Raw genomic sequence first — 26260 nt, forward strand, 5'->3', positions numbered from 1 at the left:
GAGAAATTGGATAAAAAACACATCCAGACCCCTGAACTCATGTCCCTGACAACGGATATCGTGTCAGCTTACATGATCAATAACAGCCTGCCGCCCGAACGTGTGCCGGACCTGATCCGCAACGTTTTCGCCGCACTCGGCGCCACAGGCGGCGATGGGCAGGAAACAGCGGAACCGTTGCAACCCGCCGTGCCAATCAAGAAATCCGTCTTCCCCGATTATATCATCTGCCTTGAAGACGGGAAGAAGCTCAAGATGCTCAAGCGGCATCTTGACCGGGCCTATGGCATGACGCCGGAGCAGTATCGTGAAAAATGGGGCCTGCCGTCGCATTATCCGATGACCGCGCCCAATTACGCGGCGAAACGTTCCGCCCTGGCGCAGCAAAGCGGACTGGGGCGCACGGTTCCCGTTTCCGCCCATGCCGGTGCGGCGCCCATGCTGGAGGAACCGCAAACCGCGGCACCGCGCGGGCGGCGCAAGAAGAACGCCGGGGGCTGACACCCCTCCCGGTTCCCCACCATCACGGTGTCCCTGTCACGCGGTTTATGTGTGGCAGGGGTATGATGTGCCAGTGGCATGATGTGGCAAGGGGGATATGGACATGTCACCGCACCGTGGTGATGGTATGGTGATGGTATGTGGCGTGAGGATGTGCGAAGGCCCGTCAGGGCGTCAGGGCGTCAGGGCGTCAGGGCGTCAGGGCGTCAGGGCGTAGTCGGCGGCGGCGCGTCGAGCAGGCGGCGTTCATGCGCCGTGATGGCCTGTTCCAGTGTATAGCTGTCGAGTACACTCATGAATGACCCCAGCGCCTCGTTCAGGATGCCGCGCAGGGAACATCCCCCCACCAGAAGGCAGGGCCGCACTCCTTCGGCAGGGGCCTGCATGCAGCTTACAAGGCCGAGGTCTTCCTCGGTATAACGTACGACATCACCGATCAGGATATCATGCGCGGGGCGACCAAGGCGCAATCCCCCCCTGCGGCCACGCAGGGTCTCCACAAAGCCACCACGGCCAAGACGGTGAATGATCTTGATCAGATGATTTTCCGAAATGCCATAGGCCTGCGCGATCTCGTGGATGGAGGTCAGGCGGTCCGTATGGATTCCCAGATAAATCAATGTTCTGAGGGCATAATCAGTATGCAGGGTCAGGCGCATGGGTCAATAGGTATGCAACATGAACATCTTTTTCTAGCATTATAAAAGATGTGAAAATTATACATCTTATTGAATGTTCCCCGTGACCGCATGCCGTGATGGCAGGCCCCACGCCATAAGTACCGTCCGCGTTTCAGCATTTTTGCGGCACAGGATTATGGTCCCGCCATCATTGCCAAGCTACGCCGCTGCTGTTCTATCACCCATCCCAGCCAGCTTTACCGGGGGGATAGGGGGCGGCATTCTGTGGTCTTGCGGTGCTGATGGTGAACCTATGCCGCCCCGGTGCAGGAAGGGGCAGGCATGTGCGGTGTTACCGTGCATGAAGGGTATGAAAAGGCGCGTAGCATCTCGCATGGTCGAAGCGACAGGTCAGCGTTGAGGAAATGCCATGCGCCGTCAGGAGACGACCCGGAAACATCCCACGGACAGGGGCGACCATAATCGGGGCCAGTCACGGCGCGCGGTTATATCCGCCCGCCTTTCGTTTCCAGAGTTTCCACCAGTGCGGACCGGTGCGACAGCAACTTATGCTGGAGGTTGATCGCCGCCAGTAGATCTGGAAGATGACACACCGATCAGGCTGCATATCTGGCCGAAGGGCCAATGTGTCAGTGCGTTTGGCTCATTCTATCTTGGTAGAGTGAGGGCGATCCGATATCGAATATGGTGTGGCGACGGCAAAGACGCCCCATGACATTTGCGGTGTGAGTGGGGGGGCCTTCAAGGGCAGAGTCTGGCCCATGATCCGTTGGCGCAGGATTGCCATACCGCGGCCCAGGTTCCGCAGCGCCGGGAGACTGTTTGAAAAGGTAAGTCCGACAAGATCATGAAATCATAAAAGTTTTTGGTGAAGCTTTTTTCAAAAAGCTTCGGAAAACCCAGATTTTTTGAAAAAGTTGACACCCAAAAAACTTTTCTCGTTTTTCATCAATAATTTGTTTTCAAACAATCTCTAAAACGCGATGGCCCGTCAAGGAAAACGCCTGCCCCGTGTTATCGGGACAGGCGTTTTTTGAAAAGGTCTGGCTGGAAACAGTGAAAGTCCCTGATTGTCACATTTTTGAAAAAATATGACATTTGTTTGTGGCTTTTAAAACATTCACCAGGGACTTTTTAAATTCAGACAGTCGAAGGGGACGCATCCTGTCATGCGATGCGGCCCCGAAAACTTTCTGAAATCCCGTCCTGCCGATCAGAAACTTGCCCCGACCGTCAGGAAGAACATGCGCGGTGCAATCGGGAAGGCTGTGTACTGGCCACTTGCATTATTGGTGTTCAGGGTGGACCACCCACGTGTGCCCGTCAGGTTGGTGATGTTGCCCTGTATCTTCAGGCCCTGCACATGCGGGATGTTGCGGATGGTGTATCCGGCATTGATGCTGAACAGGGCATAGGCCTTGGCCGACAGGTCATTGGTGAAGGTGGTGTACCGCCGCCCGATCACGTCGCCGACGAACTGCCCATAGAAATCGCCCCAGTTGGTGGAGGCCACGAATTTTTCGGTCCAGTTCGGGATGCCCGCGACATTCTTGCCCGCCGTCGGCACAACTGTCGTCCCGGTTACGTAATTGTCGTTATAGACCGACTTGTTATACGAAAGCGCATTATAGAAGGAGAAATGCGGCCCGAACTGTGCCGTCATGGAAAAGTCCATGCCGTCGGTAGTGACCGATCCCACATTGGTCAGGATGCTTGCACTGCCGATGATGTAGGACACGTTGCTATTATAAGGCGAAGACGCGACCGACAGCAGGCGGTTTGAATAATGCACGTGGTAATATTCAAGCTGTCCGCTGATGTTCGTCAGTGGACCAAGGTGGACATGGCGGTTGGTGCGCAGGCCGGTTTCATATGTCCATGCGGTTTCGACCTTGCCGTGCTTCTTGAAATCCTCGAACGCGGCCTGGCTGGTCATGCCCCACGGGCTGGCATTTCCATAACCGGTATCCTGGAAAGAACGCATGTTCTCCTGGATGTTTGCAAACCACTGTTCATGCGGCGTGATGTTCCACAACGCACCGAATGCGGGCAGGAAGGGCTTGACCGTATTGACGTTGCCACCGGGGATGGTGCGCGCGGTCGAAGGCGACAGCGATCCCGGCAGGGCCGCGACCGGCAGGGTGCCATCGGTATAGACCAGTTCCGACTTGAACCCGGCGCTGAGCATGAAATTCTTGGTGATCTGCCAGCTATCCTGCAGGTGGGTCGTGATGGTGTTGGTATAGAACAGGTTGGTATATTGATGGATCAGCGGGTTCTGCTGCCGGTCATACGGGCTGGTGGGATTGTCGATATTGAATGCGTACCAGCGCCGGGCCTGCGTATTGTCGTTGCGTTCGTACCAGCCACCCAGTTCAATATTGTGGTGGCCGACCTTGTAATGCAGGGTGGACATGATGCCGCCCCGGTTGTCCCAGTATTCCGTCGTGCGCGTCGCCATGCCCGAACCGCCGAACACGCCAGAAAGCTGGGAGGAGGAATCGTTGGGGAAATAGGCGCTGAACAGGGTCGGCAGGCCGGCGGCGCTGATCGGGCCTGCGACGACGCCTTCGCCCATGTCGTGATGGTAATAGATCTGGTTGTCCCAATGCAGGTTGGACGTGAAATCATGTGTCCATTTCACATACGCCAGGAAATCCTCGCGCTGTGCATCGGAATAGTAATTGCGATAATTGTTGCCCGCGGCCTTGTAGGCGGCGGAACCGTTATAATAGTTCACCGCTTCCTTCAGGTTCGGATACAGGAACGGGCGCACATACATGCTGCCGCCAGCGGGTTCGACGATGCCGTCTTCGTTGGGTTCGGTCTTGTCTGACCAGTCGAAGAAGGCCGTGACCTTGTCCTTGGACCCCTGGTGGACGAACTTGGCGTTCACCTGGTTGCCGCCCTGGTGTCCCGCGAAATCCCATGCCCGTGCATCCTGCCGCGCCCACGAGAAATAGGCCGAGTTGCCGTTGCCGAAATCGCCGGTGTCAACACGTGCAAAGGTACGGAATGTCGACCAACTGCCGAATGTCTGCGAAATCTGCCCGCCTGCCTTGTGCATCGGGTCCTGCGTCGTGAATTGCAGCGAACCGCCAAGGTTGGATGTCGATGCAGTGCCCAGCGCACCCGCGCCCGTCGCGACCGAGGCGGAAGCGATGTTTTCGCTCAACGCCGCGCGCTGTGGTGACAGGCCGTTATAGTTGCCATAGGACTGATCGCCCAACGGGACACCATCAAGGGTAAAGCCAAGCTGGTTCTGGTTGAAGCCGTGGATGTACAACGACGAATTCTGTTCGTTATTGCCCCATGGGTCCGCATTTTCAAAGACAACACCAGGAAGAATTTCAAGCGCCTTGACCGGGTTGATGCCGGGCAGGATGCGCTGCAACTGGGTGTGGTTGACGCTCTGTTCCGAACGGGTGCGTCGGGACGTCGCCATGATCTGTTCCACATTCGATGTGGAGAACTCGCCTTTTTCCTTTTTTGATGTTGCGTTGGTCTTGTGGGGGGTGCGGGTGGACTTCTTCTCTGCCGTGGGGGTCTGTACTGTCTGGGCATGGGCAACGGACAGCGCAATGGCAGAGCAGAACAGGCCAAGGGCAATACGACCACTGCGGATCAACTTGGGTGGCACCTGGGATTCTCCTGAGTGAAAAGGCAGGAGATGATCTATCGGCACCTTTGCGTTATTTCATGTGAAGGTTTCATGACAGTGCGCGCATGCAACACCATGCCCGTGAAATGACGATTATTGTGGGCATTATTGAGGTTTTCGCCGTTTATGTTGTAACGACGCGCCCGTTCACCCCGGCAGGATAAATGCCAAAGATGGATAATACCCCGCTATGCCGGGACATGTGACGGGCCGTACTGTCCGTGCCGGTACCATGCCCATGTACTCAATTATGCCTATGCAGGTGGCGGGGTTGAACGTGCGCGCGTGCGGTGGGATCATGGCGTGACCTTATGCCGGAGTTCGCATCATGCCGCCATCCATTCCCCCCATATCACCGGACCGGCGGAATTTCGTGCGTGTGCGCGGTGCGCGCGAACATAACCTGCGTGATGTGGAGATTGATGTGCCGCGCGATACCATGGTGGTGTTCACCGGGGTATCGGGATCGGGCAAGTCCTCTCTGGCGTTTGGTACCTTATATGCAGAGGCACAGCGCAGGTACCTTGAATCCGTCTCTCCCTATGCACGGCGTCTGTTTCAGCAGATGCCGGTGCCTGATGTGGACATTGTCGATGGCCTGCCCCCCGCCATCGCGTTGCAGCAGCAGCGCGGCGGCAGTTCGGGCCGGTCATCGGTCGGCAGCATCACCACGCTGTCGAACCTGCTGCGCATGCTCTATTCGCGCGCGGGCACCTATCCTCCCGGTCTGGCACGGCTGGAGGCGGAATCATTTTCCCCCAACACGCCCATGGGGGCGTGCCCGCGCTGTCACGGGCTGGGCCGTGTCCATGATGTGACGCAGGCCACGTTGGTCCCCGATGACGGCCTGTCGATCCGCGATCGCGCCGTCGCCGCGTGGCCCACCGCATGGCAGGGGCAGAACCTGCGCGATATCCTGATTACCATGGGCATTGATGTGGATTGCCCCTGGCGCGACCTGCCGCGCAAGACGCGTGACTGGATTCTGTTTACCGATGAAACGCCCACTGTCCCGATCTATCCGGGCCTGACGCATGCGCAGGTGCAGGCCGCGATCGCCCGTGGGGTTGAACCCGCGTATCAGGGAACATTCACCGGTGCGCGCCGATACGTCACACAGACCTTCGCCAATTCGCAAAGTGCGAACATGCGCGCGCGCGCGGCGTCGTTCATGATCTCCACCGACTGTCCGCTCTGTCATGGGCAGAGGCTGAACCCCGATGCGCTGCGTGTGACGTTCGCGGGGATGAACATCGCGGCGATGGGGGCGCTACCGCTTGGGCGTATCCGTGGCGTGCTTGCAGGCGTGGCCGATATGGCCGCGGGTACGGGTGACGATGCCATCGCGATCGCGGCGCGCCGGATTGCCGCCGACATGGTCGCGCGCATCGACGTGCTGATGCAGCTCGGGCTTGGATACCTGCAGATGGAACGCGGGGTGCAGACGCTCTCGCCCGGTGAGTACCAACGCCTGCGTCTGGGAACGCAGATCCATTCCAGCCTGTTTGGCGTGGTCTATGTGCTTGACGAACCGTCATCGGGTTTGCATCCGGCCGATACGCAGGCGTTGCTGGGTGCGTTGGGGCGGCTGTGTGCGGCGGGCAATTCGCTGTTTCTGGTCGAACATAACCTTGATGTCATCCGTCACGCCGCATGGATTGTCGATGTCGGGCCGGAGGCGGGGGAGCGTGGGGGCGAAATCCTGTATTGCGGCCCGCCGCAGGGGTTGCGCGATGTCGCGGCGTCACGCACGCGCGAGTACCTGTTCGCCACGTCGCAGGCCGTAACCCATACGCCGCGCACGCCGCAGGGCTGGCTGAGGCTTGCGGATATTCACTGGAACAATCTTGACGGGCTGGAGGCCGCCTTTCCATTGGGGGCGTTTACATCCGTGACCGGGATTTCGGGGTCGGGGAAATCCTCGCTGGTCAGTCATGCGCTGACGGGCATCGTCGCGCGCGCACTGGGGCAGGCCCTGCCGGTGGCGGACGACGACGACGGGGACACGCAGGCCCCGACCCCGGAAATCCGCCATCTCGAGGGGCGCATCGCCTCCGGGCTGGAGGGGATCGGGCGCCTTGTGGTGATTGACCAGAAGCCCATCGGTCGCACCCCGCGTTCAAACCTTGCGACCTATACCGGCCTGTTCGACATTGTGCGCAGGCTGTATGCCCGTACCGACCTTGCCCGCGCGCGCAGGTATGATGCGGGGTGGTTTTCCTTCAACCTGGCCAAGGGACGGTGCCCGCACTGCCAGGGGGCTGGCTCGGTGATGGTTGAACTGCTGTTCCTGCCCAGTGTCTATGCCCCGTGCCCGACATGTCATGGCGCGCGTTACCGGCCGGAGGTGCTGGAGGTGACATATCGCGACCGTTCCATCGCCGATGTGCTGGCGATGAATGTGGATCAGGCGCTGGCGTTTCTGTCGGATGTGCCCAACGCCGCGACGTGTCTGTCGATCCTGCAACGCAGCGGCCTTGGGCACCTGCGGCTGGGTCAGCCTGCGACCGAACTGTCGGGGGGCGAGGCGCAGCGCATCAAGCTTGCGACCGAACTTCAGAAACAGCGGCGTGGGCATACGCTGTATGTGCTGGATGAACCGACGACCGGGCTGCATCCTTCTGACGTGGATCGCCTGTCGGCACACCTGCATGAACTGGTGGATCAGGGGAATACCGTGATCGTGGCCGAACATGACATGCGCATGGTCGCGGGCGGGGACTGGGTGATCGACATGGGGCCCGGTGCAGGTGAAGAAGGCGGCACGATCGTCGCGGCCGGCACACCGCAGGCAGTGGCGCAGGCCACCGGCAGTGTCACGGCGCCGTTCCTTGCGCGGTATGTAGGGTAGGCTCTTTTTTGGCAACGATCTTTCAAAGGAACATCTGAAATTTCCAATTTATTATCAATGCATTAGGGATTTTTTGAAAATAACGCACTGATAAAAAAGAAAAGTTTTTGGGTGCCGCCTTTTGATCGAAAAAGGCGGCGTCTTCTGAAGCTTTTTAGAAAAAGCTTCACCAAAAACCTTTATGATTTCAGGATGTTATCGCGTCTGACTTTTCAAACAGCTTCTTAAGGGAAAGGGCGGCATCTGGAACTTCTCTTGGCTGTCCTCAAACAGGCACCTTCTATAAAACGGGGGCATTGCCCCTGACCTGACGGATATGCCGTGTTCCTGCGCCAGTTGACCTACCTGATCGCCCTTGATCGTTTCCGCCACTTTTCCCGTGCGGCGGAACATTGCGGTGTGTCGCAGCCCGCATTGTCGGCAGGGATCAGGCAGCTTGAAAACGAACTTGGTGTGTGCGTCATCCATCGCAACCGCCGCTTTCTTGGCCTGACGGAGGAGGGGCGGCGGGTGCTGGCATGGGCCAAGCAGACGCTTGCGGCGCTTGACGGGTTAAAGCAGGAGGCCGCGTTCGCACAGGACGTATCGGGCGGGTCGCTGTCGGTTGCGGTGATGCCGCCTGCGCTGCTGACCATTCCGTTGCTGCTGGAAAGCTTCCGCACCGCCATCCCCAGCCTGCATCAGGAAGTCCGCTCCGCCGCGGCAGGCGAAATCGCGCGTATGTTGCGCGAACATGAGGTGCAGTTGGGTGTAACCTATCTCGATCAGGTCCCGCTGGGGGGCGCGTTCGATGTGCGGCCACTTTATGCGGAACAGTATGTGCTGGCGGGTGCGCTGTCGGCCCCCGTGCCTGACCGGTCCGAATGTGACTGGGCGGAGGTCGCGTCCATTCCGCTGTGCCTGTTTACACGCAACCTGCGCAGCCGCCAGATCATTGATGCCGGCTTTCGTGAGGCCGGTGTCACCCCGACCATCATGCTGGAGACGGATTCCATCAGCCTGCTGCATTCCGAACTGCGCGCGGGTCGCCTGTGCAGCATCCTGCCGGTTGCGGCCCTGCCGGAGGTCGTGGGCGGTGCGGGCCTGCGCACCTGTCCCATCGTGCCCTGTGTCGCGCCGGAGGTGGCGATCGTGCGCCTGCGCCAGCCCAACCCGTCCGCCGTTCTGGCGCGTGTTTGGGAGGTATGTATGCGCTTGCGGACCGATGATGTGTTTTGTGTGTAAGGGAAAGGGTCTTTTGTCGTCAGAAAGAATGAGGCAGAAAGGTTTCCGGCCCCATCAGGGGGATGCCGCCAGTCATGGTGCCACGTAAAGACTGTTTGGAAAGAAGCCCACGGGAATTATGGGATTTCTGGAGGCTGCCTTCCCCAAAGCCGCCTTGAAAATCTTTACCGGAAATTTCCAGAAGAGAGTGTTTGAAAAAATCATTGATAAAAAAAGAAAAGTTTTTAGGTTCCGACTTTTAATCGAAAAAGGCGGTGTCTTCTGAAGATTTTCACGGAATGCGTCACTAAAGAACATTTATAATTTAAGTATGTTATTGAGACTGACTGTTCAAACAGCCTCTAATTCCGGCATGATACTGATGCTGTTTTTTCAGGTAGCTTTCTGAAGGGCCGTGGTCAGGTCTTTGCCATCAGGTTTCGCAAGGTGCGGCGAATCCGGCTTTCATACTCCCTCCTTATCATATCATCACGACAAACGATTGGACCCATGCGGGGGCGGATTTGCATGGTGCCCACGCCATGACCGCGCGCCCCCACGATCCCGACACGTTTTCCGCCCTCCTGCCGCCTTTTGTGCGCAGGCTGTCGTGGCTGTATGCCCCTTCGCTGGCGGATTTCGCCTTTGCCCTGCGTACGGCGTTCGCCGCGATCCTGTCGCTGCTGATCGCGATGTGGATGGAACTCGACAGCCCGCAATGGGCACCGCTGACGGTGTGGGTGGTGGCGCAGTCCTCACGCGGGGAAAGTCTGGCGAAGGCGCGGTGGCGTGTGGGGGGGACGTTGGTGGGCTCTGTTGCCGCCATGGCGCTGATTGCGGCATTTCCACAGGCGCCGGGCCTGTTTTTCTGTGCGCTGGCGGTATGGATCGGCCTGTGTTGCGCGGGGGCGACGCTGCTGGACAATTACCGGGCCTATGGGCTGGTGCTGACGGGTTTCACATCGGCCATCATCGCAACCGGCGCGATCCTGGAACCCGACCATGTGTTCGATATCAGCGTGGCGCGCACCAGCTATATCGTGTTGGGCGTGGTGTGCGAGGCGACGCTGGCGATCGTGTTCATGCCCTCTGTCGCCCCCCATGCGCGCCAGGCATTGCATACGCGCCTGATGGTGGCGTTCGGCAATACGACGCGCACGGTGGCGGACCTGCTGGAGGGGGAGGTCCCGTCCACCGCGATGGGGGCGACGTTGGGGGAACTGGTGGCCTTCAACAGTCAGGTGGAGTTCAGCGAGCTTGAACTCGAACCCGGCAGCCGGACCGGGGACCATGCGCGTGCCGCCCTTGCGGCGATGCTGGGCCTGCTGGCGCGGGCGCGCGGGGTGTCGCTGTTGCTGGCGGGGGGGATACATGCGCCGGATGCGGGTCATGACGCGTGGGAATATAGGCGCGAACTGTGCGCGGTGCTGCGTGCTGGTGGGGGGATGCGGGCGGGGGTTGCGCGCCTGCAGGCCATCTGGCGTGACCGGCAGGCGACGGCGGCGCATCCGGCCATGGCCGCCCTGTTCATGGAACTCCTGGCGCAGGTGGGGCATGTCCTGTCCGAAATCCATGCCAGTGACCATCCCGTGCGCCATGACCGTTTCCGCTTTCGCGTCGTTTCCCGTCGCCATGCGGTGGAGGCGCTGGAAAATGGCGTGCGTGCGTCCTGCGCCATCCTTGGCGCATGGCTGGTGTGGGAGGTCACGGCATGGCGGCAGGGGGCGGCGTTCATTTCCTTCCTCGCGCTGGTGTATGGCCTGCTGGCGACACGTGAAAATCCGGTCATCGCGGGCACGCCGTTTTTCAAAGGGGGGCTGTACTGCGCGGGTGTGGGCACGGTGCTGGCGTTCTGGGTCATTCCCGCAATGACCGCACCGGAAATGCTGGTGCTGGCATTGCTGGTGCCCATGACCATCGGTGGCCTTGCCGCGCGTAATGCAGCGACGGCGGGATATGCATTTTCATTCAACATGTTCCTGCCGGTGCTGGTTGGCCCAATGAACCAGGGACGCATTGACGAGGCGGCGTTCCTGAACGGGACGCTGGCGTTTTTGTGCAGCATCCTGTTCGCGATCCTGACCTATCGCATCGTCGTGCCGTTCCGTATCGATTCCCACATGCGCCGTACGGCGGCATGGACCGCACGTCGCCTGCGGGGGCTGGGCGCGGGGCGGGAACATGCCTCCGCACATCAATGGCTGGCGGCCTGCGCGGGCAGCCTTGTGCGGATATTGCGTAATTCCGCCACCGTGCCGCCGGACATGGTCGAAGAGTACATGCGGGCGCAGTTACGGGCGATGACGCTGGGCTTGAGTGTGATTGCATTGCGTGATGTCGCACGCCGCAATGACCTGCCCCCCGCCACACGGCAGGCGCTGGCGCTGTTCATGCGGCGTTGGCATCAGGGGCGGGCGGGCGAGCATGGCACTTTGCGGATGATCGAGGGGCGGGTCGCACAACAGGTTCCCGCAACGCCACAGGCCATGCAGCAGCGTCAGGTCGTGCTGTCGTGCCTGTATCTGGTGCGTATGCTGCTTACGCCCGTGGGCAAGGTGACATCATGAAAATAAAAAGCCCCCCGGCACGCCGCCTGTCTGCAAACGGCGGTGTGTCGGGAATTTTCAGGAATTCCACCCCTGATGTTCAGGCATGCAGCCCACAGGCGGCTTCGGGCATCGGGCGGCAGGCATTTCCCATGCGCATCAGGCTGCGGGCATGGGCGCGCGCATCCTCCATCGTGGCATAGCTGCGGCCGTTCATCTGGATGGTGCGTTCATGCAGGGCGCGGAAACTGCACGGCCCGTCACGGTGGTCGCGCAAGACGACGCCCAAGGTGATCCCGTTGATTTCAACGATGCTGGATTCAAACATGTCCTGCCTGCTGTCTTTGTCTTTATGTGCACATATCGTGCATTCGCGCCCGCTATGCCGGATGGAACGGGTTACGGGCAAGACGAAATAAATGAACTTTGCATGACAGTAGAGGCAGGTGGGCTGTCATAAAAACTTAACATATGTGTTGAAGGATTATTATTGATCCTGCACGTTGTCATTGTCTAACCCTGAAGATGCGTTACGCATATCAGGAAAAGACATGGCGCAATACATGGCTCCTACCACAATTTCGGATGAAACCACCAAGGATACGGCAGTGTCGGATCGGCGTGGTGACATTGTGTTCGGGCTGGTCGCGCGCATGGCGGGCTGGCTCATACTTCTGGTCATGGCCGGGATCATCATTGTCCTTGTCGCCGGTGGCTGGCGCGCGCTGGCCAATTTCGGCCCGCAGTTTTTCACCAGCACCGCATGGGATCCGGTAACGCAGCATTTCGGGGCGGCGACGTCCATCTTCGGCACCCTGGTGACTACGCTCGTGGCCCTTGTCTTTGCCGTGCCATTCGCGTTCGGGGTGGCCTTCTGGCTGGTGGAAATGGCGCCGCCCGCACTGGCGCGCGTGATTGAAACCGCCGTGCAGCTTCTGGCCGCCGTGCCGTCGATCATCTTTGGCATGTGGGGCTTTTTCATTGTCGTGCCGTTCATGGCCCATCATGTCGAACCCGCGACCAAGCATATGCTGGGTCATGTGCCGGGGGTCGGGCTGCTGTTCAGTGGCGCGCCCTATGGCACCGGGCTGCTGACGGGTGGGGTCGTGCTGGCGCTGATGGTCACGCCGTTCATCTGTTCGGTGATGAGTGATGTCTTCACCTCCATCCCCGCCGTGCTGAAGGAAAGTGCCTTTGGCCTTGGCGCCACCCGGTGGGAAGTGATGCGCAAGGTCGTCGTGCCATGGTCACGTCAGGCGGTGATGGGCGGGATCATGCTGGGTACCGGCCGTGCGCTGGGGGAGACGATGGCCGTGACCTTCGTTATCGGCAATGCCAACCATATGGGATGGTCGCTGTTTGCGCCCGGCAATACGATCGCATCGCTGATCGCGCTGGAATTCCCCGAAAGCCCGGCCGGCAGCCTGAAACTGTCGGCGCTGCTGGCGCTTGGCGCGATCCTGATGATCATTTCGTTCATTACGCTGGCCTGCTCGCGCATTTTCCTGCGTCGCGGCGCTGCGGAATAAGGAAAGGGTGACGCCATGTCGGCCCAGAACCCGACCAGCACACAGGCCATGACACCGGCCAGCCCCCCTGTCGCCCCCGCCACCGGCGGGTGGCAGCGTGGCGGGGCGCAGGCCATCCGCCGCCGCATCACGGACCGCGCCGTGGGCGTTGCGTGCATCGTTGCGACCGTCGTGGTCGTATATCTGCTGTTTTCCATCCTCTGGACGCTGATCGTGCGCGGCGGGGCGGGGCTGTCGCTGCCGACCTTTACCCACAGCACGGCGGCCCCCGGAACGGGTGGCGGCCTGGCCAACGCCATCGTCGGCAGTCTGGAACAGACGGGCCTTGCCGCCCTGATCGGCACGCCGCTTGGCATGATGGCGGGCGTGTATCTGTCAGAGTTTTCGTGCGATGGGCGTATCGTCTCGCTTGTGCGGTTTGTCTCGGACATGATGCTTTCGGTGCCCTCCATCCTTGTCGGCCTGTTCGTCTATCTGATCTTTGTCGAACCGGCGGGGCATTTTTCGGGATGGGCGGGTATGTTCGCCCTGACGATCCTGTTCATTCCCGTCGTGGTGCGCACGACCGAGGACATGTTGCGCCTTGTCCCGCGCGCCATGCGTGAGGCGGCCTATGCGCTGGGTGCGCCATCATGGCGCGTGATCCTCAGCGTTTGCCTGCGTGCCGCGCGTGGTGGCATCATGACCGGCGTGCTGCTGGCGCTGGCGCGTATTTCGGGTGAAACCGCGCCGTTGCTGTTCACGTCGCTTGGGAACCTCAACTGGTCCACCAGCCTGAATGCCCCGATGGCCAGCCTTCCCGTCACGATCTACCAGTATGCGGGATCGGCCTATGATGACTGGGTACAGATGGCGTGGACTGGCGCCCTGCTGATTACCGCCGCTGTCCTTGCGACCAGCATCCTTGCCCGCTGGTGGCTCTTGCGTAATGGATCCGTAAAATAATGAATACGATTGTCATGGATGATGTGGCCCGTGGGGTCACGGATGTCGCGCCGCCCGCGCTGTCCATACGCAACCTTGATTTCTGGTATGGGACCAATCATGCGCTCAAGGGGATTTCGCTTGATTTCCCCGAACGTCAGGTGACTGGCATGATCGGTCCGTCGGGATGCGGAAAATCGACCCTGCTGCGTATCCTCAACCGGATGTATGACCTTTACCCGGGGCAGCGCGCGACGGGGGAGGTGATGTTCGATGGTCGCAACATCATCGCGCCGGGCGTGGATGTGAATGTCCTGCGTTCGCGCATTGGCATGGTGTTCCAAAAACCAACACCGTTTCCGATGTCCATATATGACAACATTGCCTTTGGCGTGCGCCTGCATGAACGGCTGTCACGTTCTGACATGGACCAGCGCGTGGAAGATGTGCTCAAGCGCGTGGCGCTGTGGCCGGAGGTGCGCGACCGCCTGGGGGCATCCGCGGCCGCCCTGTCAGGTGGGCAGCAGCAGCGCCTGTGCATCGCGCGCACCATCGCCACCCGCCCCGAAGTCATCCTGCTGGATGAACCGACCAGTGCGCTTGACCCGATTTCCACTGCACGGATCGAGGAACTGCTTGATGAACTCAAGCGTGATTTCTCCATCGCCATCGTGACGCACAACCTGCAGCAGGCGGCGCGTTGCGCGGACCGGGTTGCATTTTTCTATATGGGGGAACTGGTGGAGGTCGATACCGCCGACCAGATGTTCACCGCACCTCACAAGAAGCAGACACAGGATTACATCACGGGCCGCTTTGGCTGATACAGGAAATATCGAGCATGCCGAACGAATCAGCGCATACGGTTCATAGCTACGAGCAGGAACTCGAACACCTGCGCTCCCTCATCAGCCAGATGGGTGGCCTTGTCGAACGTCAGACATCACAGGCGATTGCCGCCGTTGTGGATCATGGCGAAGAAGCAGCCATGGAGGCCCCCGAACTTGACCCCAAGGTCGATGACCTTGAACGCCAGACCGAGGCACTGGTGATCCGTCTGCTGGCGCTGCGTGCGCCGATGGCGGGCGACCTGCGCGAAGTGGTTTCCGCGCTCAAGATCTCGGGTGATCTTGAACGTATCGGCGACTGTGCGGCGTCGATCGCGCGCCGTGCGCTGCGTGGGGAACTGCTGTCCTATCCCGTGTCAGTCACCGGTTTGCGCAGCATGGGGCGTCTGGTGCAGGAAAACCTGCGTCGCACCATTGATGCGATGGACCGGCGTGACCCTGACCTGGCGCGGGAGGTCTGGCAGTCGGATATGGCGGTGGACGAACTCTATGTCTCCATGTTTCGCGAACTGGTGACATATATGATGGAGGACCCGCGCAATATCGGGCCCTGTACGCATCTGCTGTTCATTGCCAAGAATCTTGAACGTATTGGCGACCACGCCACCAATATCTCTGAACGCGTTTTTTATGCCGCGACGGGACGTATCCTGCCGGTCCTGCGGCCGCGTGGGGGGATCGCGGATCAGGATCTGTAAGGGGCTGTTTGAAAACAAGTGGTTGATAAACAATAGGAAAAGATTTTTTGTGTTGCCTTTCGATTGAAAAAGGCGACGTCTTTTGAAGCTTTTTGAAAAAAGCTTCACCAAAAACTTTTATTATCTCATGATCTTTTCAGACAGTCTCGAAGAGACTGTCTGAAAGCAGCCCATTGAGAAGAAATGTGGAATTTTATTTTTGAAATATTATGTGTTTGAAAGATTTTTGGGAAAAACTTACCGAAATACTTTGGAGACTGTTTGAAAAGTCAGGATCGATAACATCCTAAAATTATAAAGGTTTTTGGTGAAGCTTTTTCTAAAAAGCTTCAGAAGACGCCGCCTTTTTCGATCAAAAGGCAGCACATAAAAACTTTCCTTATTTTCAAACAATCTTTTATTATTTCAGTGGGTGTTGGTGCAAACTGTTCAGACAGCCGCTAAGGAATGACAAAAGTTTCCGGTATTGCTGTTTTTTCAGAAATCAAAGCCTCGTCAAAGACCTTTATCATTTCAGTGAAAGCATCGTTCAGCAGGCCGTGGCAGTCATGTTGTATGGTGGGCGGGAACCACGAAAGGGTTTCTGGCAGGATTTTGCGTCAACATTGCCGGGATGGGCGGGATCTTTTTTGCCCCTGCCTTCTGGCCTCGGGGAATGCCTGCATTCAGGATGCGGTGCGTTCTGGCCGCCCGCATGCGCGGATGGGGGTTCATATTTCTGTCACAAAACTGTCACGGATATATAATCCTACCCCCTGAATTCGTCGTTATATTTGCCCGCGTTCGCTGGATATTCACCTGGTATCTGGTTGTTGTATTGGGGAACACAAGTATTATGTACTTTCCTGTCCGATTTCTGGCGCTTGCCCTTGCGGCGACCGCGGCTCCTGTCATGGCGCATGCCGCCGACATCACGGGGGCGGGGTCCAGCTTCGCCGCGCCCATTTATGGCGCGTGGGGCGCGGACAGCCGCAATTCGATCGGTGTCAGCCTGAATTACCAGACGGTCGGTTCCAGCGCGGGCCAGAACCAGATCCTGGCCAAGACTGTTGATTTTGGCGCATCCGACGTGCCGATGGACCCGCAGAAGCTTGATGCCGCGCACCTGTTCCAATTCCCGACCGTGATGGGCGGCATCGTGCCGGTCGTCAACGTGCCTGGTGTGCCCGCAGGTTCGCTGCAGCTTGATGGCCCGACGCTTGCCGCCATTTACCGTGGTGATATCACGCAGTGGAACGATCCGAAGATCGTGGCCCTGAACCCCGGTGTAAAGCTGCCGGATACCGCCATCGCCACCGTGCATCGTGCGGATGGTTCGGGCACGACCGCCGTGTTCACGTCCTACCTGTCCCGCGTTTCACCGGAATGGAAGGGCGCGCAGGGCGCCGGAGCGTCCATTTCATGGCCCGGCGGGATCGGCGCGCGTGGCAATGACGGCGTGGCGGCATCCGTGCGCAATACCGAAGGTGCGATCGGTTACGTGGAATATGCCTTCGCCGCCAATACCCACATGGCGACGGTCAAGCTGAAGAACCATAGCGGTGCGTTCGTTGCCGCCGGCCTCGACAGTTTCAGCCGTGCGGCCGAAGCCGCCGACTGGAAGGGGGCATCGCACTTCGCGGTGGACCTGATCGACACCGATGGTGCGGGCGCATGGCCCATCGTGTCGCCGACCTATGTGATGGTTTACGTGCCGGTGTCCAAGGCGGAACACGGTGCGGCAGTGCGCAAGTTCTTTGGCCATGCCCTGCACAGCGGCGACAAGGCCGCCAACCGTCTGGATTACGTGCCGGTGCCCGCGAGTGTGAAGGCCGATATCCTGCAAAAGTGGGACAGCGCGCAGTAATAACAGCCTTTCAGCAGTTATAAATCCGCGACCGCGTTGTGGACCTGCCCCGAAAGGGGCAGGTTTTTGCGCATGCGCGGCTGTCATAAAACCTTCATGAAACTGTCTTGGAAACATAACACACAATAAAGCGCGACAGATTACATCACGATCATCTTTTATTTACGGAATGAACAAGATGATTCGCCGGTCTGCTGCTTCGTTCTTTCTGGCTTCTTCTGCCTTGTGGGGCACCATGCCGGTTCATAAGGCATGTGCAACGTCCGCGCAGGATGCCCAGATCCAGCAACTCCAGCGGGAGATGCAGGAAATGCGGCGTGAGATGTCGGGGCAGATCAGCGCCCTGCGTCAGCGTCTTGTCCGTGCGGAGGGACGCACCACCGCAGGCCAGCAGCCGGTCCGTCATGCGATGGCCCGTCCGGTCGGCGCACCGATGTCCCCGGCCATGGCGAATGATATCGCGATTGGTGGGGATACGGGGCCGGGGATGAATGGGTCGGTCAGCGGCATGCTGCGTTCATCCGACGTGGGTACGCCGCCGTCCGACCGTGGGATTGATTCGTCGTGGAAATCGTTCCGTGCCGCGACGGAAAAGGAAGAGGCTGTTCATTTCGGTGGCATGATGATCGGCTTCCCCGGCGGTCGTCCCACCATCTCGTCCGAGGATGGCGCCTATGCCCTTCAGATCGGCCTTGCGTTCCACGAAGACCTTGGCGGGTTCATGGGCATGTCCCCGCGTGCGGGGGAAACGAAGGGCCTGTTTCCCGGCATGACGGAAAATGCGCGTCGCCTGCGTATCCCCATCTCCTTCCGTTACAAGAACTGGATTGCGAATATCACGCCTGATTTCGGCGCAGGCAGCGCGGATGGCGCGGTGACGCTGTATGAAGCGAACCTGAATTATGCAGGTATCCACCATACGGTGCTGACCGCCGGTTACTTTCAGCCGCGCGTGACCGAGGAAGATTCCGAAAGCTCCAACGAATTCGAAATGATGGAACGTCCCGCCATCACCGATATCGTGCGTAACATCGCCGCGGGCGATGCGCGCTTCAGCCTTGGTGCCCTGCATTATGCCAAACGCTGGTGGATTGCGGGTTACGTGACGGGCCAGAGCTATGGCAACCGTTCGTCCGCCGTCGTCAGCGACAGCCAGACGGGTGCGACGTTCCGTGTTGCGGGCCGTCCCTATGTCTCGCGCGATGTTGACCTGCATGTCGGCCTGTCGGCCATCAGCGCGTTCAAGGTGAATGAAACCGCCAATGGCCGCGTCTATTCCCCCAGCGAAGCACCTGAAGTCAACCTGACGACGACAAAGCTGCTGTCCGCCACGGTCGGGAATGCGGGCACCGTCTGGTCTGCTGGTCCCGAACTCGGCTTCCGCTGGAAGCGCCTGACGCTGAAGGGCGAATATTACCATATCGGCGTGCAGCGCAAGGGAACCGAGGCCACGGGCAACATGCCTGCCGCCAATTTCGAAGGGTATTACGGCGCGGCGAACTATACCCTGTTTGGCAAGGGGCGGTCGTATAACATCAAGGAAGGTGCGTTCTCCGCCCCTGGTGTGGAACATCCCTTCAACCCCGCTACGGGCGACTGGGGTGCGCTGGAACTGTCCGCGCGTTACAGTGTGGCGGACCTGAACAGCAACCTTGGCGGTATCGGCAGCGTGCGGGGCGGGCAGCAGACGGTCTGGTCGGCGGGCGTAAACTGGTATCCCAACCGTCATTTCCGTTTCATGCTGGATTTCAACCACTTCATCGTGACCCGCAACAGCCAGTTGTATGACCTGATGGGCCGTACCGGTAACTCGGTGGCCGGGCGTATTCAGGCGGCATTCTGATCCGTCGGCCTGTCGCGGTCCTTTGGTAACATGACCCCGCCAGAGCTCTGGCGGGGTTATTGTGTCAGAAGCGGTCCGGGCACGCCGCCTGTATCAACAGTGTGCCGGACAAGGATTTCGTGCTGGTCATAAAGTTTTGGGAGTAAAGTTTGGAAAAGGTAAGTCCGATAAAATCATGAAATCATAAAAGTTTTTGGTGAAGCTTTTTTCAAAAAGCTTTGAAAGACATCGCCTTTTTTCGATTAAATGGCAGCACCAAAAATATTCCCTATTGTTTATCGACGGTTTGTTTTCAAATAATCCCTAAGAAAAGTCTTTGGGTATTTCCTTTTTTCAAAAAGATAGCGTCTTCTCAAGCTTTTTGGAAAAAGCTTCACCAAAAACTTTTATAATTTCAGGATATTATTGAGACTGATTTTTCAAAAAATCATGGCAATTACAGAAATGTTCCTGTTTTTTTTGATAGGGTGTCGCCATTTTGAAAATGGCGACACCCCAAGACTTTCATTATTTTTGCAGGAACGGGCAGGGACCTTTTGTTCAGGCCGGTACGGGGCCTGAAAGCTGCGGCAGGGTGTGACCCATTGGAATGCTCTGTTCTGATGGGCGCCACTCGCCGGTATTGTCGTCACGACCCTGCAGGACAAAGCGCGGGTTGGGCAGGGACATCTGTGCGATGGCCTGTGCGGACAGGGTGCCGATCGGACCGGGCAGGAGCCTGTTGACGATCAGGCCCAGTTCTGTATCGGCAAATGTGCTCAGCATGGCGGCGTCGCCGCTGCTGTCGCCACAGACCAGCAGCGGACCTTGCCCATGCCGGCGGACCAGTGCTTCGCGGATGGCGCGGACCTTTCCCGTGCGATAGGTCACGGGCCAGTGCGCGGCCCCATGCAGGCCAAGGCGGCCGCCGGGCCATTGCATGCGAACGCCAAGGATATTGGCGCGTGGCAGGCCATAGCCATAATCCGGATCGGTCGCAAATACCGCCACCACTTCTTCCAGAGAGGCGGAACAGACATAAACCTCGATTCCCGCACCCCGCAATGCTGCCTGCAACTCGGCAATTTCAGGCGTCAGGCGCAGGCCCGTCTGGATGGGGCGTGCGACGATGCCTGCGCGTCCCGGGCGGCTTGCAGGCGTGATCCAGGTTTCCCGCCCGATCCCCTGGCCAAGGTGCCATGCGTTCGATGCCCGCGCCAGTGCCGCCAGCCCCGATGCGTCATATCCCGCCAGCAGCCGGATGATCCATCGGCAGGCGACGTCGCCATCACATGTCGCGTTGATGGCGTCATAGGCAAAGACCAGCTTGGAACGCAGGCTGAGCAGTACCGGATCATCCGCCGCCGGTGTGCCCTGTCGCGCCGCCAGCGTGGCATGGTCCGCGCACAGATCCGCATGCAGGTCGGCAAAGCGCACGCGGCGCCCGTCCACGGTGCGGAATTCCCCATCGAAAATACGTGCGGGCACATCAAGTGCCGTCGCTTGGGCAAAGACGTGTGGGGGCATGGCGAACAGGAAACGGCTGGCGGTATAATGCAGCAGCGTTTCTTCGCAATCGCCTGCGATGCAGGTATTGTCCCAGTCGAACACGGCATAGGGACGTCGCGCCGGGTTATTGCGTGCGTCGGAGCTGGTGGTGCCATGGGTTGCGATCAGGTTTTCGATCACCTGGCGGGTGCGCGGCGCCCATTTCAGGGGGGCCAGCACCGGCGTCGCGGCCCGGGTGAAGGAAGGCACGGCCGGGGCCATGCAGGCCGCAAGGCCGGATGCAAGCGCTCTGCGCCGGGTAAGGACTGTCATGCCTGTTGCTGCCCCATATGTGGATCGGTCCGGCTGGGTCTGCCATTTTCCATGTGTCCCGCCAATATGATGGTGTCATGGCCATGATGGGGGATATGCAGGGTCAGGTCATACCAGCAGTCCGACGCGGTGACGGGCCATGTGGTTTCGCTGTTCCCGCCGGGTGGTATGATGACCTTTTGCGTGGTGCGGGCATAGGCGTCATCCACCTGTATCTTTTGTGGTGTATGGCCGGGATTGTGCAGCGACAGCACCACCGCGTCATGCACCGGATCATATCGCAGCGCCACCCCCGGCGGTGCCTTGCCGGCAAAGCGGCGGAAGAACCCGTTGGGTCCATGTACCGTTATGTCCACCGTCATGCCGGGGACATGGGGCGTACCCACCCGCACATCCATGTCATGGCCCGCATCAAGCGTGTAATGCCGTGTCACCCCCGCGTCGCGGATGCGCAGGACCGCCCCCTGCGTGCCCGTATTCGCCAGGCGCAGGACCCCCGTGGGCAGAAGGTCGGCATGCAGGGCGTAAGGCAGGGCACGTGCGCGACGTTGCCCGGATTCCTGTTGTGGCAGGGCCTGCTGCGTCGGGAGTGTCGGCAGCGGCAGCGTGCAGGACTGGCGTGTCTGGGCCAGGTATGTATCGGTGCGCGGCAGGTCCGCCTGCCACCGGCGGTCTGTCTGTGCAAAGTCGAAGATGGAGGTCATGTCCCCGCAGACCACGCGCCGCCATGGGGTGATATAGGGGGCCTCCACGCCAAAGCGGGCCTCTAGAAAGCGCAGGACGGAGGTATGGTCGAACACCTGCGAATTGACCCATCCCCCCTTGGTCCAGGGCGACACCACGATCGTGGGTACGCGTGGGCCAAGCCCGACGGGAACGCCGTGATAGGATTCACCGTCCACTGTTACGCTGCTTGCGCCCTGTGCCGGATCAAGGGCGGGGACTGGCGGGGGCATATGGTCAAAAAAACCGTCATTTTCATCGTAATTAAGGATGAAAACCGTTTTGGCCCAGACATCGGGATGACGTACGAATACGTCCATCAACTGTGATATCAGGTGTTCGCCATATCCCGGTGGTGCATTGGGATGTTCCGACAACGCGGCGGGCGGCACGATCCACGATACCTGCGGCAAGGTGCCGTGCGCCACGTCATGTTCGAACGCACGGATCAGGTAGCGCCCTTCGGATTGATGCATGTTGGCGGCATTCGACCCCCGCACGACCATGCGCGCGCGGCGATAGGCCCATGATTTCGTATCAAGGTTGCGAAACTGTGCAAAGGAGGCCAGCGGATTGTCGCCGAAATTGTCATATTCCTGGTAAACACGCCATGACACCCCGGCCGCCTGTAGCTTTTCGGGATAGGTAGACCAGCGGAACGGTTCGAAATCCGGGTGGTCATGCGCCATGTCGGCGGACCAGTTGCCGTCATCGCAGTTGTCGATGACCTGTTTGCCCGTATTCCCGGCGGCAAGGCCGCTTGTGCCGGAAAACAGGAACAGCCGGTTGGGGTTGGTCGGCCCGAAGATGGAGGCGTGATAGGCGTCGCAGATCGTAAAGGCATCGGCCAGCGCGTAATAGTACGGGATCTGCGCGCGGGTGAAATGGCCCATGGTCATGGGTGTCTTGTGCGGCACCCATGTGTGCCAGTCGTTCCATGCCGTCTGCGTGCCCTTCCAATTATGGTCAAGGCTGGCGATGCAGGCCGATGACGTATGGGCCGTATCCAGCATGAACGGCATGACGCGGCCGCCTTTTCCATCCGGTTGGGAAAAGACGCTGTTGCCATCGGGAAGTTGTTCGGCGCGTGGGTCGCCATATCCGCGCACGCCCTGCAGGCAGCCGAAATAATGATCGAAAGAGCGGTTTTCCTGCATAAGGATCACCACATGTTCCACGTCGCGGATTGTGCCCGTCACCCGGTTGGGGGCGATGGCCATCGCGCGGCGCAGGTTGTCGGGCAATGCCGTTCCCGCGGCCACCGCCGCACTGAATTTCAGGAATGCGCGGCGGCCGGTGGTATGTGACATTGGTCTGCTCATCCGTCGTGGGGGGGATTTTCAAATAACATCGTGGGAAAATAATGAAAGATTTCGGGCACCGCCTTTTTAAAAAAGCGGTGCCCTGATGAAGGTTCTGGGGAAACCCGCCGCCAGAAACCTCCAGAGGCTGTTTGAAAGGGTCAGCCCGATAAGGCCGTGAAATCATAAAAGTTTCTGGTGAAGATTTTTTCAGAAATCTTCGAAAGACGTCGCCTTTTTCAATCGAAAGGCAACGCCAGGAATCTTTTTTATGATTTATCAACGGCCTGTTTCAGGCAGCGTCAGCACGCCCTCAGAAATGCTTGCGCAGGGTAAAGAAGACCATGCGCGGTGCGCCAGCCTGCAATGTCTGGAATGTGCCCTTGGGGTCGGAAACCTCGAACCCGTTACTGCCGACTGTCGCGACATAACGCTTGTCAAACAGGTTGGTTACGTTGATCTGCGCATCGACGCCACGCAGCACCCAGTTGCGGCTGTGGAAGCGATAGCCAAGGTTGAGGTTGAATATGTCGTTGGGCTTCACCCACTGGTCATTGGTATAGGTATAGCTCCGGCGGCCCTGGTACTGCATCTGGAAATTACCCCAGATCGTGCCGTCATCATAACTGACCTGCACGTTGGCAAGGTTGCGCGGCATTGCGACCACGCTCTTGCCCTTGGTGTTGTACGTTACGCCAGATTCGGTCAGGTTGTTGTCATAGACAGAGTCGTTATACGAATATGATGCATACAGCGACCAGTTATCGGCAAAGCGGTAGTTGAACGCCGTGTCGATGCCGCGTGCCGTGACGCCGCCCACATTGCTCAGCACCGCCGGGTTGCCCTGAATGCCGACGCCCTGCGTAATGGACAGAAGGCGGTCCTCGAATTCCACATAATATCCGGTGATGGACGCCTGTATCCGCTTGTTATGGAAGCGGTAGCCGATTTCCTCACTATAGGACATTTCGGGGTGGATCTTGTTCTTGATCGCCTCATACCCGGCGACCGTCGTTGCAAACGGGCTGGTCGCACCGGTGGAGGAATTGTCGAACGCCGCCATATTGCGCGAGAAATCGGCAAAGACTTCGTTATTGCGGTTGAAGCGGTAGTTCGCGCCGATCTGTGGCAAGAAACCGTTGGCCGAGGTGATCGAACCCGATGCATACGGGTTGGCCGTGGCCGTGCCCATGTAATTGCCCGGCAGCGCCTGCGCGATATTGTCCACCACCAGCGACTTGAAACCATAATTCAGTTTCAGCTTTGGCGTGATCTGCCACGTGTCCTGGATATGGAACTGGTAGGTTTTGGTATTGTAATTGCCCTGCCACTGCGTTTCAAAGGAATTGCCGCCGAACCAGTGGACGGAACTGCCGGTATATTTTGTCGCGCTGAGGGGATAGAAACGCCGCGCCTGTTCGAAATTGTTGTTTTCGAACCAGAACCCGCCTTCGATCGTGTGATGGCCGATATTATACGACAGGCTGGACAATACGCCTTCGCGGTGGATGTCATATTCCGTGGTGCGCGTGGACAGCGCCCCGCCACCAAGGGATGCCGGCGTCGGGTTATAAGGCGTGACCCACACGCCTTCGCCGGTATTGGTATGACCGTAGACGGTGACAAACCCCTTCAGCCGGTCGGTGATGTTGAAATCAATCTTGCCATAGCCAAGGATGTCCTGACGCAGACCGGCGGAGTTGTAATAGGACTGGTCCTGGTTCGCGATCCCGGCGGGCATGGCCGTCCCGTTCTGGTACGCGCGGCCGATCTGCTGGGCAAGGGGATAGTTGCCGGTGATATTATCGACATTGTACCCCTTGGTCGCGATCATCTGCTGCGAGAGGTCCTGATAATCGTTTTCGGCGCGCTGGCTGTAATCCCCGAACAGCGTCAGCTTGACGTGCTTGCCCAATGGCTGGATGTATTTGGCGTTGGCCTGCTGCTGCTGCTGGATGCCATCGCCCTTCCACTTGTTCGCATCCTGATAGTCATAGGATACATAAAGTCGGCCGCCGCCCTTCATCGTGCCGGTATTGACGCGCGCGAACGTGCGCCATGTGCCATAGGACCCGACCGTGCCCGCGACATCGACGCCGAATTTCTTGGTCGGGTCGATGGAGGTGAACTCCAGCGCGCCGCCAAGGTCGTTCGATGCCGCGACGCCCACCGCGCCCGCACCCTGCGCCAGGGTGGCGGCACCGTTATTTTCGGTCTGGAGCGCGCGCCCGATCGACAGCCCGTTGTCGTTACCATAGGCAAGGTTGCCCAGCGGGATGCCATCCATGGTGAAACCAAGGCGGCTCTGGTCAAAGCCACGGATGATGATCTGCTGCGACCATTCATACGATCCCAGGGGATCGGACGAGGTGAACATGACACCAGGCAGTTTCGACAGGGCCTTGAGCGGGCTGGTCCCCGGTGCGGTTTCCTGGATGGCGGTATGTGACAGCGTCTGCGTCTCACGCGCTGCGCCTGCGCCAAGGACAATGATCGATTCCGCCTGTGTGGCACGCACGGAATCGACATTTGTTCTGGCTGCGGCTGCGGCTGTGGTCGTGGTCTTGGCGTGTGCGGGGGGCTGCTTTGCCGGGGCCGTCTTGCGGGCTGTGCTGGCCGCGTTGGCATTGTGCAACAGCAGGGTGCTCATGCATGTTGTCAGCAAAAGGAGTTTGGTCTTTTTCATACAGCGCGATCCCTCAAGCCCGAGGCCCCAGTTATTCCGGTTGGGTGTTTACTGGCGCGAACCTAGGTTTTGGGTTCCACACTGTCTTGTTATAGTTTGGTGACGGGATTGTTACAGTAATATGACACGATGTATTTGATGTATCTGCGTGCTTTTCATGTATGAAGATAAAGGAACCTGATGATATTTCTGGCCTGTATATTGCATGGCCCCCTGGGTTCATGCCGCGTAATCATGCAGGTCAGGTACATGCTTCGTTACGGATTGCGCGATTATTTATTATGGCCGGATTTGATTATGTCTGGAAATATTATGCATGGCGCATCGCATGACGGCATGGGACGCAATCCGGCACGGGATGTGAAACCATGCGCACGATTGCCCCGGACAGGGGGCGATCGTGCCATGATTTGTAACATTACATTGTTTTCACGCAGAAAATGCGAATTTCATGCCGCGCCCCCGTCCGTTGATGCGGGGGATGGGATCGTGGCGACATGGCCGGTGTTGCTTTTGGAACACAGTGCCCTGAAAACCTGCTGGCGCGTTGCGTCCCCCGTCATCGGTAATACCGGGGGACATGTGCGGCCGGGGCATGGCGGGATGCCGCAGGCATTATCCCCGTATGTTCTGATATATTTTAGAGAGTGTCTGAAAAC

The 26260-nt window shown here is 58.9% G+C and carries 16 protein-coding genes and 1 pseudogene; 10 read left to right on the forward strand and 7 right to left on the reverse strand.

Annotation, left to right across the window (positions count from 1 at the left end; genetic code table 11):
- Nucleotides 1-39: 39 nt before the first annotated feature.
- Complete coding sequence (locus IFJ82_RS02255) at nt 40-501, forward strand: MucR family transcriptional regulator (protein ID WP_239026122.1); 462 nt, start codon at nt 40-42, stop codon at nt 499-501.
- 206 nt (nt 502-707) lie between these two features.
- Here IFJ82_RS02255 and IFJ82_RS02260 read toward each other — a convergent pair whose 3' ends face one another.
- From IFJ82_RS02260 to IFJ82_RS02265, 3 genes and pseudogenes are all read right to left on the reverse strand, one after another.
- The gene (locus tag IFJ82_RS02260) at nt 708-1160 is read right to left on the reverse strand and encodes an Rrf2 family transcriptional regulator (protein ID WP_040512678.1); all 453 of its coding nucleotides are present in this window, start codon (nt 1158-1160) and stop codon (nt 708-710) included.
- 470 nt (nt 1161-1630) lie between these two features.
- Nucleotides 1631-1790, reverse strand: a pseudogene (locus IFJ82_RS15645) (DUF932 domain-containing protein); the annotation flags it as partial.
- A gap of 565 nt (nt 1791-2355) precedes the next feature.
- Nucleotides 2356-4782 carry a TonB-dependent receptor gene (locus tag IFJ82_RS02265; RefSeq protein WP_003621488.1) on the reverse strand — a complete coding sequence of 809 codons (2427 nt, stop codon included), beginning with the start codon at nt 4780-4782 and terminating at the stop codon, nt 2356-2358.
- Between the two features lie 349 nt (nt 4783-5131).
- Here IFJ82_RS02265 and IFJ82_RS02270 point away from each other — a divergent pair, with 349 nt between their 5' ends.
- The 3 genes from IFJ82_RS02270 to IFJ82_RS02280 all read left to right on the forward strand — a co-directional run bounded on the left by IFJ82_RS02270 (nt 5132) and on the right by IFJ82_RS02280 (nt 11424).
- The gene (locus IFJ82_RS02270; RefSeq protein WP_192265470.1) at nt 5132-7654 is read left to right on the forward strand and encodes an excinuclease ABC subunit UvrA; all 2523 of its coding nucleotides are present in this window, start codon (nt 5132-5134) and stop codon (nt 7652-7654) included.
- A gap of 321 nt (nt 7655-7975) precedes the next feature.
- The gene (locus tag IFJ82_RS02275) at nt 7976-8878 is read left to right on the forward strand and encodes a LysR family transcriptional regulator (protein WP_062809570.1); all 903 of its coding nucleotides are present in this window, start codon (nt 7976-7978) and stop codon (nt 8876-8878) included.
- Between the two features lie 521 nt (nt 8879-9399).
- Nucleotides 9400-11424 (forward strand): FUSC family protein, encoded by a 2025-nt coding sequence (locus tag IFJ82_RS02280; RefSeq protein WP_192265472.1) that lies wholly within the window; start codon nt 9400-9402, stop codon nt 11422-11424.
- Nucleotides 11425-11503: 79 nt separating this feature from the next.
- Here the strand turns inward: IFJ82_RS02280 and IFJ82_RS02285 are convergent, their stop codons facing one another.
- Complete coding sequence (locus IFJ82_RS02285) at nt 11504-11731, reverse strand: hypothetical protein (protein WP_003621501.1); 228 nt, start codon at nt 11729-11731, stop codon at nt 11504-11506.
- Nucleotides 11732-11966: 235 nt separating this feature from the next.
- Here IFJ82_RS02285 and pstC point away from each other — a divergent pair, with 235 nt between their 5' ends.
- The 6 genes from pstC to IFJ82_RS02315 all read left to right on the forward strand — a co-directional run bounded on the left by pstC (nt 11967) and on the right by IFJ82_RS02315 (nt 19091).
- Nucleotides 11967-12932 carry a phosphate ABC transporter permease subunit PstC gene (gene pstC / locus IFJ82_RS02290; protein WP_048859155.1) on the forward strand — a complete coding sequence of 322 codons (966 nt, stop codon included), beginning with the start codon at nt 11967-11969 and terminating at the stop codon, nt 12930-12932.
- 48 nt (nt 12933-12980) lie between these two features.
- Nucleotides 12981-13877, forward strand: coding sequence for a phosphate ABC transporter permease PstA (pstA, locus tag IFJ82_RS02295; protein WP_040512685.1), 897 nt, complete (start codon nt 12981-12983; stop codon nt 13875-13877).
- Complete coding sequence (pstB, locus tag IFJ82_RS02300; protein WP_003621506.1) at nt 13877-14680, forward strand: phosphate ABC transporter ATP-binding protein PstB; 804 nt, start codon at nt 13877-13879, stop codon at nt 14678-14680. The genes pstA and pstB overlap by 1 nt, the downstream gene beginning before the upstream one ends.
- A gap of 17 nt (nt 14681-14697) precedes the next feature.
- A complete protein-coding gene (phoU, locus tag IFJ82_RS02305; RefSeq protein ID WP_192265473.1) occupies nt 14698-15402 on the forward strand; it encodes a phosphate signaling complex protein PhoU in 705 nt (234 codons plus the stop codon).
- A gap of 835 nt (nt 15403-16237) precedes the next feature.
- Nucleotides 16238-17248 (forward strand): phosphate ABC transporter substrate-binding protein PstS, encoded by a 1011-nt coding sequence (gene pstS / locus IFJ82_RS02310; RefSeq protein WP_192265475.1) that lies wholly within the window; start codon nt 16238-16240, stop codon nt 17246-17248.
- A 169-nt stretch (nt 17249-17417) separates the two neighbouring features.
- Nucleotides 17418-19091: an OprO/OprP family phosphate-selective porin gene (locus IFJ82_RS02315; protein ID WP_003621510.1), complete on the forward strand. Its 1674-nt coding sequence runs from the start codon at nt 17418-17420 to the stop codon at nt 19089-19091.
- Nucleotides 19092-19631: 540 nt separating this feature from the next.
- On the opposite strand, the gene IFJ82_RS02320 is transcribed toward IFJ82_RS02315, so the two are convergent.
- The 3 genes from IFJ82_RS02320 to IFJ82_RS02330 form a co-directional block, all read right to left on the reverse strand.
- Complete coding sequence (locus tag IFJ82_RS02320) at nt 19632-20891, reverse strand: haloacid dehalogenase-like hydrolase (RefSeq protein WP_192265477.1); 1260 nt, start codon at nt 20889-20891, stop codon at nt 19632-19634.
- Complete coding sequence (locus IFJ82_RS02325; protein ID WP_192265485.1) at nt 20888-22924, reverse strand: phosphocholine-specific phospholipase C; 2037 nt, start codon at nt 22922-22924, stop codon at nt 20888-20890. The genes IFJ82_RS02320 and IFJ82_RS02325 overlap by 4 nt, the downstream gene beginning before the upstream one ends.
- A 304-nt stretch (nt 22925-23228) precedes the next feature.
- Complete coding sequence (locus tag IFJ82_RS02330) at nt 23229-25565, reverse strand: TonB-dependent receptor domain-containing protein (RefSeq protein WP_225578743.1); 2337 nt, start codon at nt 25563-25565, stop codon at nt 23229-23231.
- Nucleotides 25566-26260 lie beyond the last annotated feature (695 nt).

This window comes from Novacetimonas hansenii (genome assembly GCF_014843995.1).
Taxonomy (GTDB): domain Bacteria; phylum Pseudomonadota; class Alphaproteobacteria; order Acetobacterales; family Acetobacteraceae; genus Novacetimonas; species Novacetimonas hansenii.

Bases quoted from the DNA above. Each gene is read 5' to 3' on its own strand.
- pstA (WP_040512685.1), top strand. From the start codon at position 12,981: ATGACACCGGCCAGCCCCCCTGTCGCCCCCGCCACCGGCGGGTGGCAG.
- IFJ82_RS02330 (WP_225578743.1), bottom strand. From the start codon at position 25,565: ATGAGCACCCTGCTGTTGCACAATGCCAACGCGGCCAGCACAGCCCGC.
- IFJ82_RS02315 (WP_003621510.1), top strand. From the start codon at position 17,418: ATGAACAAGATGATTCGCCGGTCTGCTGCTTCGTTCTTTCTGGCTTCT.
- IFJ82_RS02320 (WP_192265477.1), bottom strand. From the start codon at position 20,891: ATGACAGTCCTTACCCGGCGCAGAGCGCTTGCATCCGGCCTTGCGGCC.
- pstB (WP_003621506.1), top strand. From the start codon at position 13,877: ATGAATACGATTGTCATGGATGATGTGGCCCGTGGGGTCACGGATGTC.
- IFJ82_RS02280 (WP_192265472.1), top strand. From the start codon at position 9,400: ATGACCGCGCGCCCCCACGATCCCGACACGTTTTCCGCCCTCCTGCCG.
- IFJ82_RS02325 (WP_192265485.1), bottom strand. From the start codon at position 22,924: ATGTCACATACCACCGGCCGCCGCGCATTCCTGAAATTCAGTGCGGCG.
- pstS (WP_192265475.1), top strand. From the start codon at position 16,238: ATGTACTTTCCTGTCCGATTTCTGGCGCTTGCCCTTGCGGCGACCGCG.
- phoU (WP_192265473.1), top strand. From the start codon at position 14,698: ATGCCGAACGAATCAGCGCATACGGTTCATAGCTACGAGCAGGAACTC.
- IFJ82_RS02255 (WP_239026122.1), top strand. From the start codon at position 40: ATGTCCCTGACAACGGATATCGTGTCAGCTTACATGATCAATAACAGC.
- IFJ82_RS02260 (WP_040512678.1), bottom strand. From the start codon at position 1,160: ATGCGCCTGACCCTGCATACTGATTATGCCCTCAGAACATTGATTTAT.
- IFJ82_RS02285 (WP_003621501.1), bottom strand. From the start codon at position 11,731: ATGTTTGAATCCAGCATCGTTGAAATCAACGGGATCACCTTGGGCGTC.
- IFJ82_RS02270 (WP_192265470.1), top strand. From the start codon at position 5,132: ATGCCGCCATCCATTCCCCCCATATCACCGGACCGGCGGAATTTCGTG.
- pstC (WP_048859155.1), top strand. From the start codon at position 11,967: ATGGCTCCTACCACAATTTCGGATGAAACCACCAAGGATACGGCAGTG.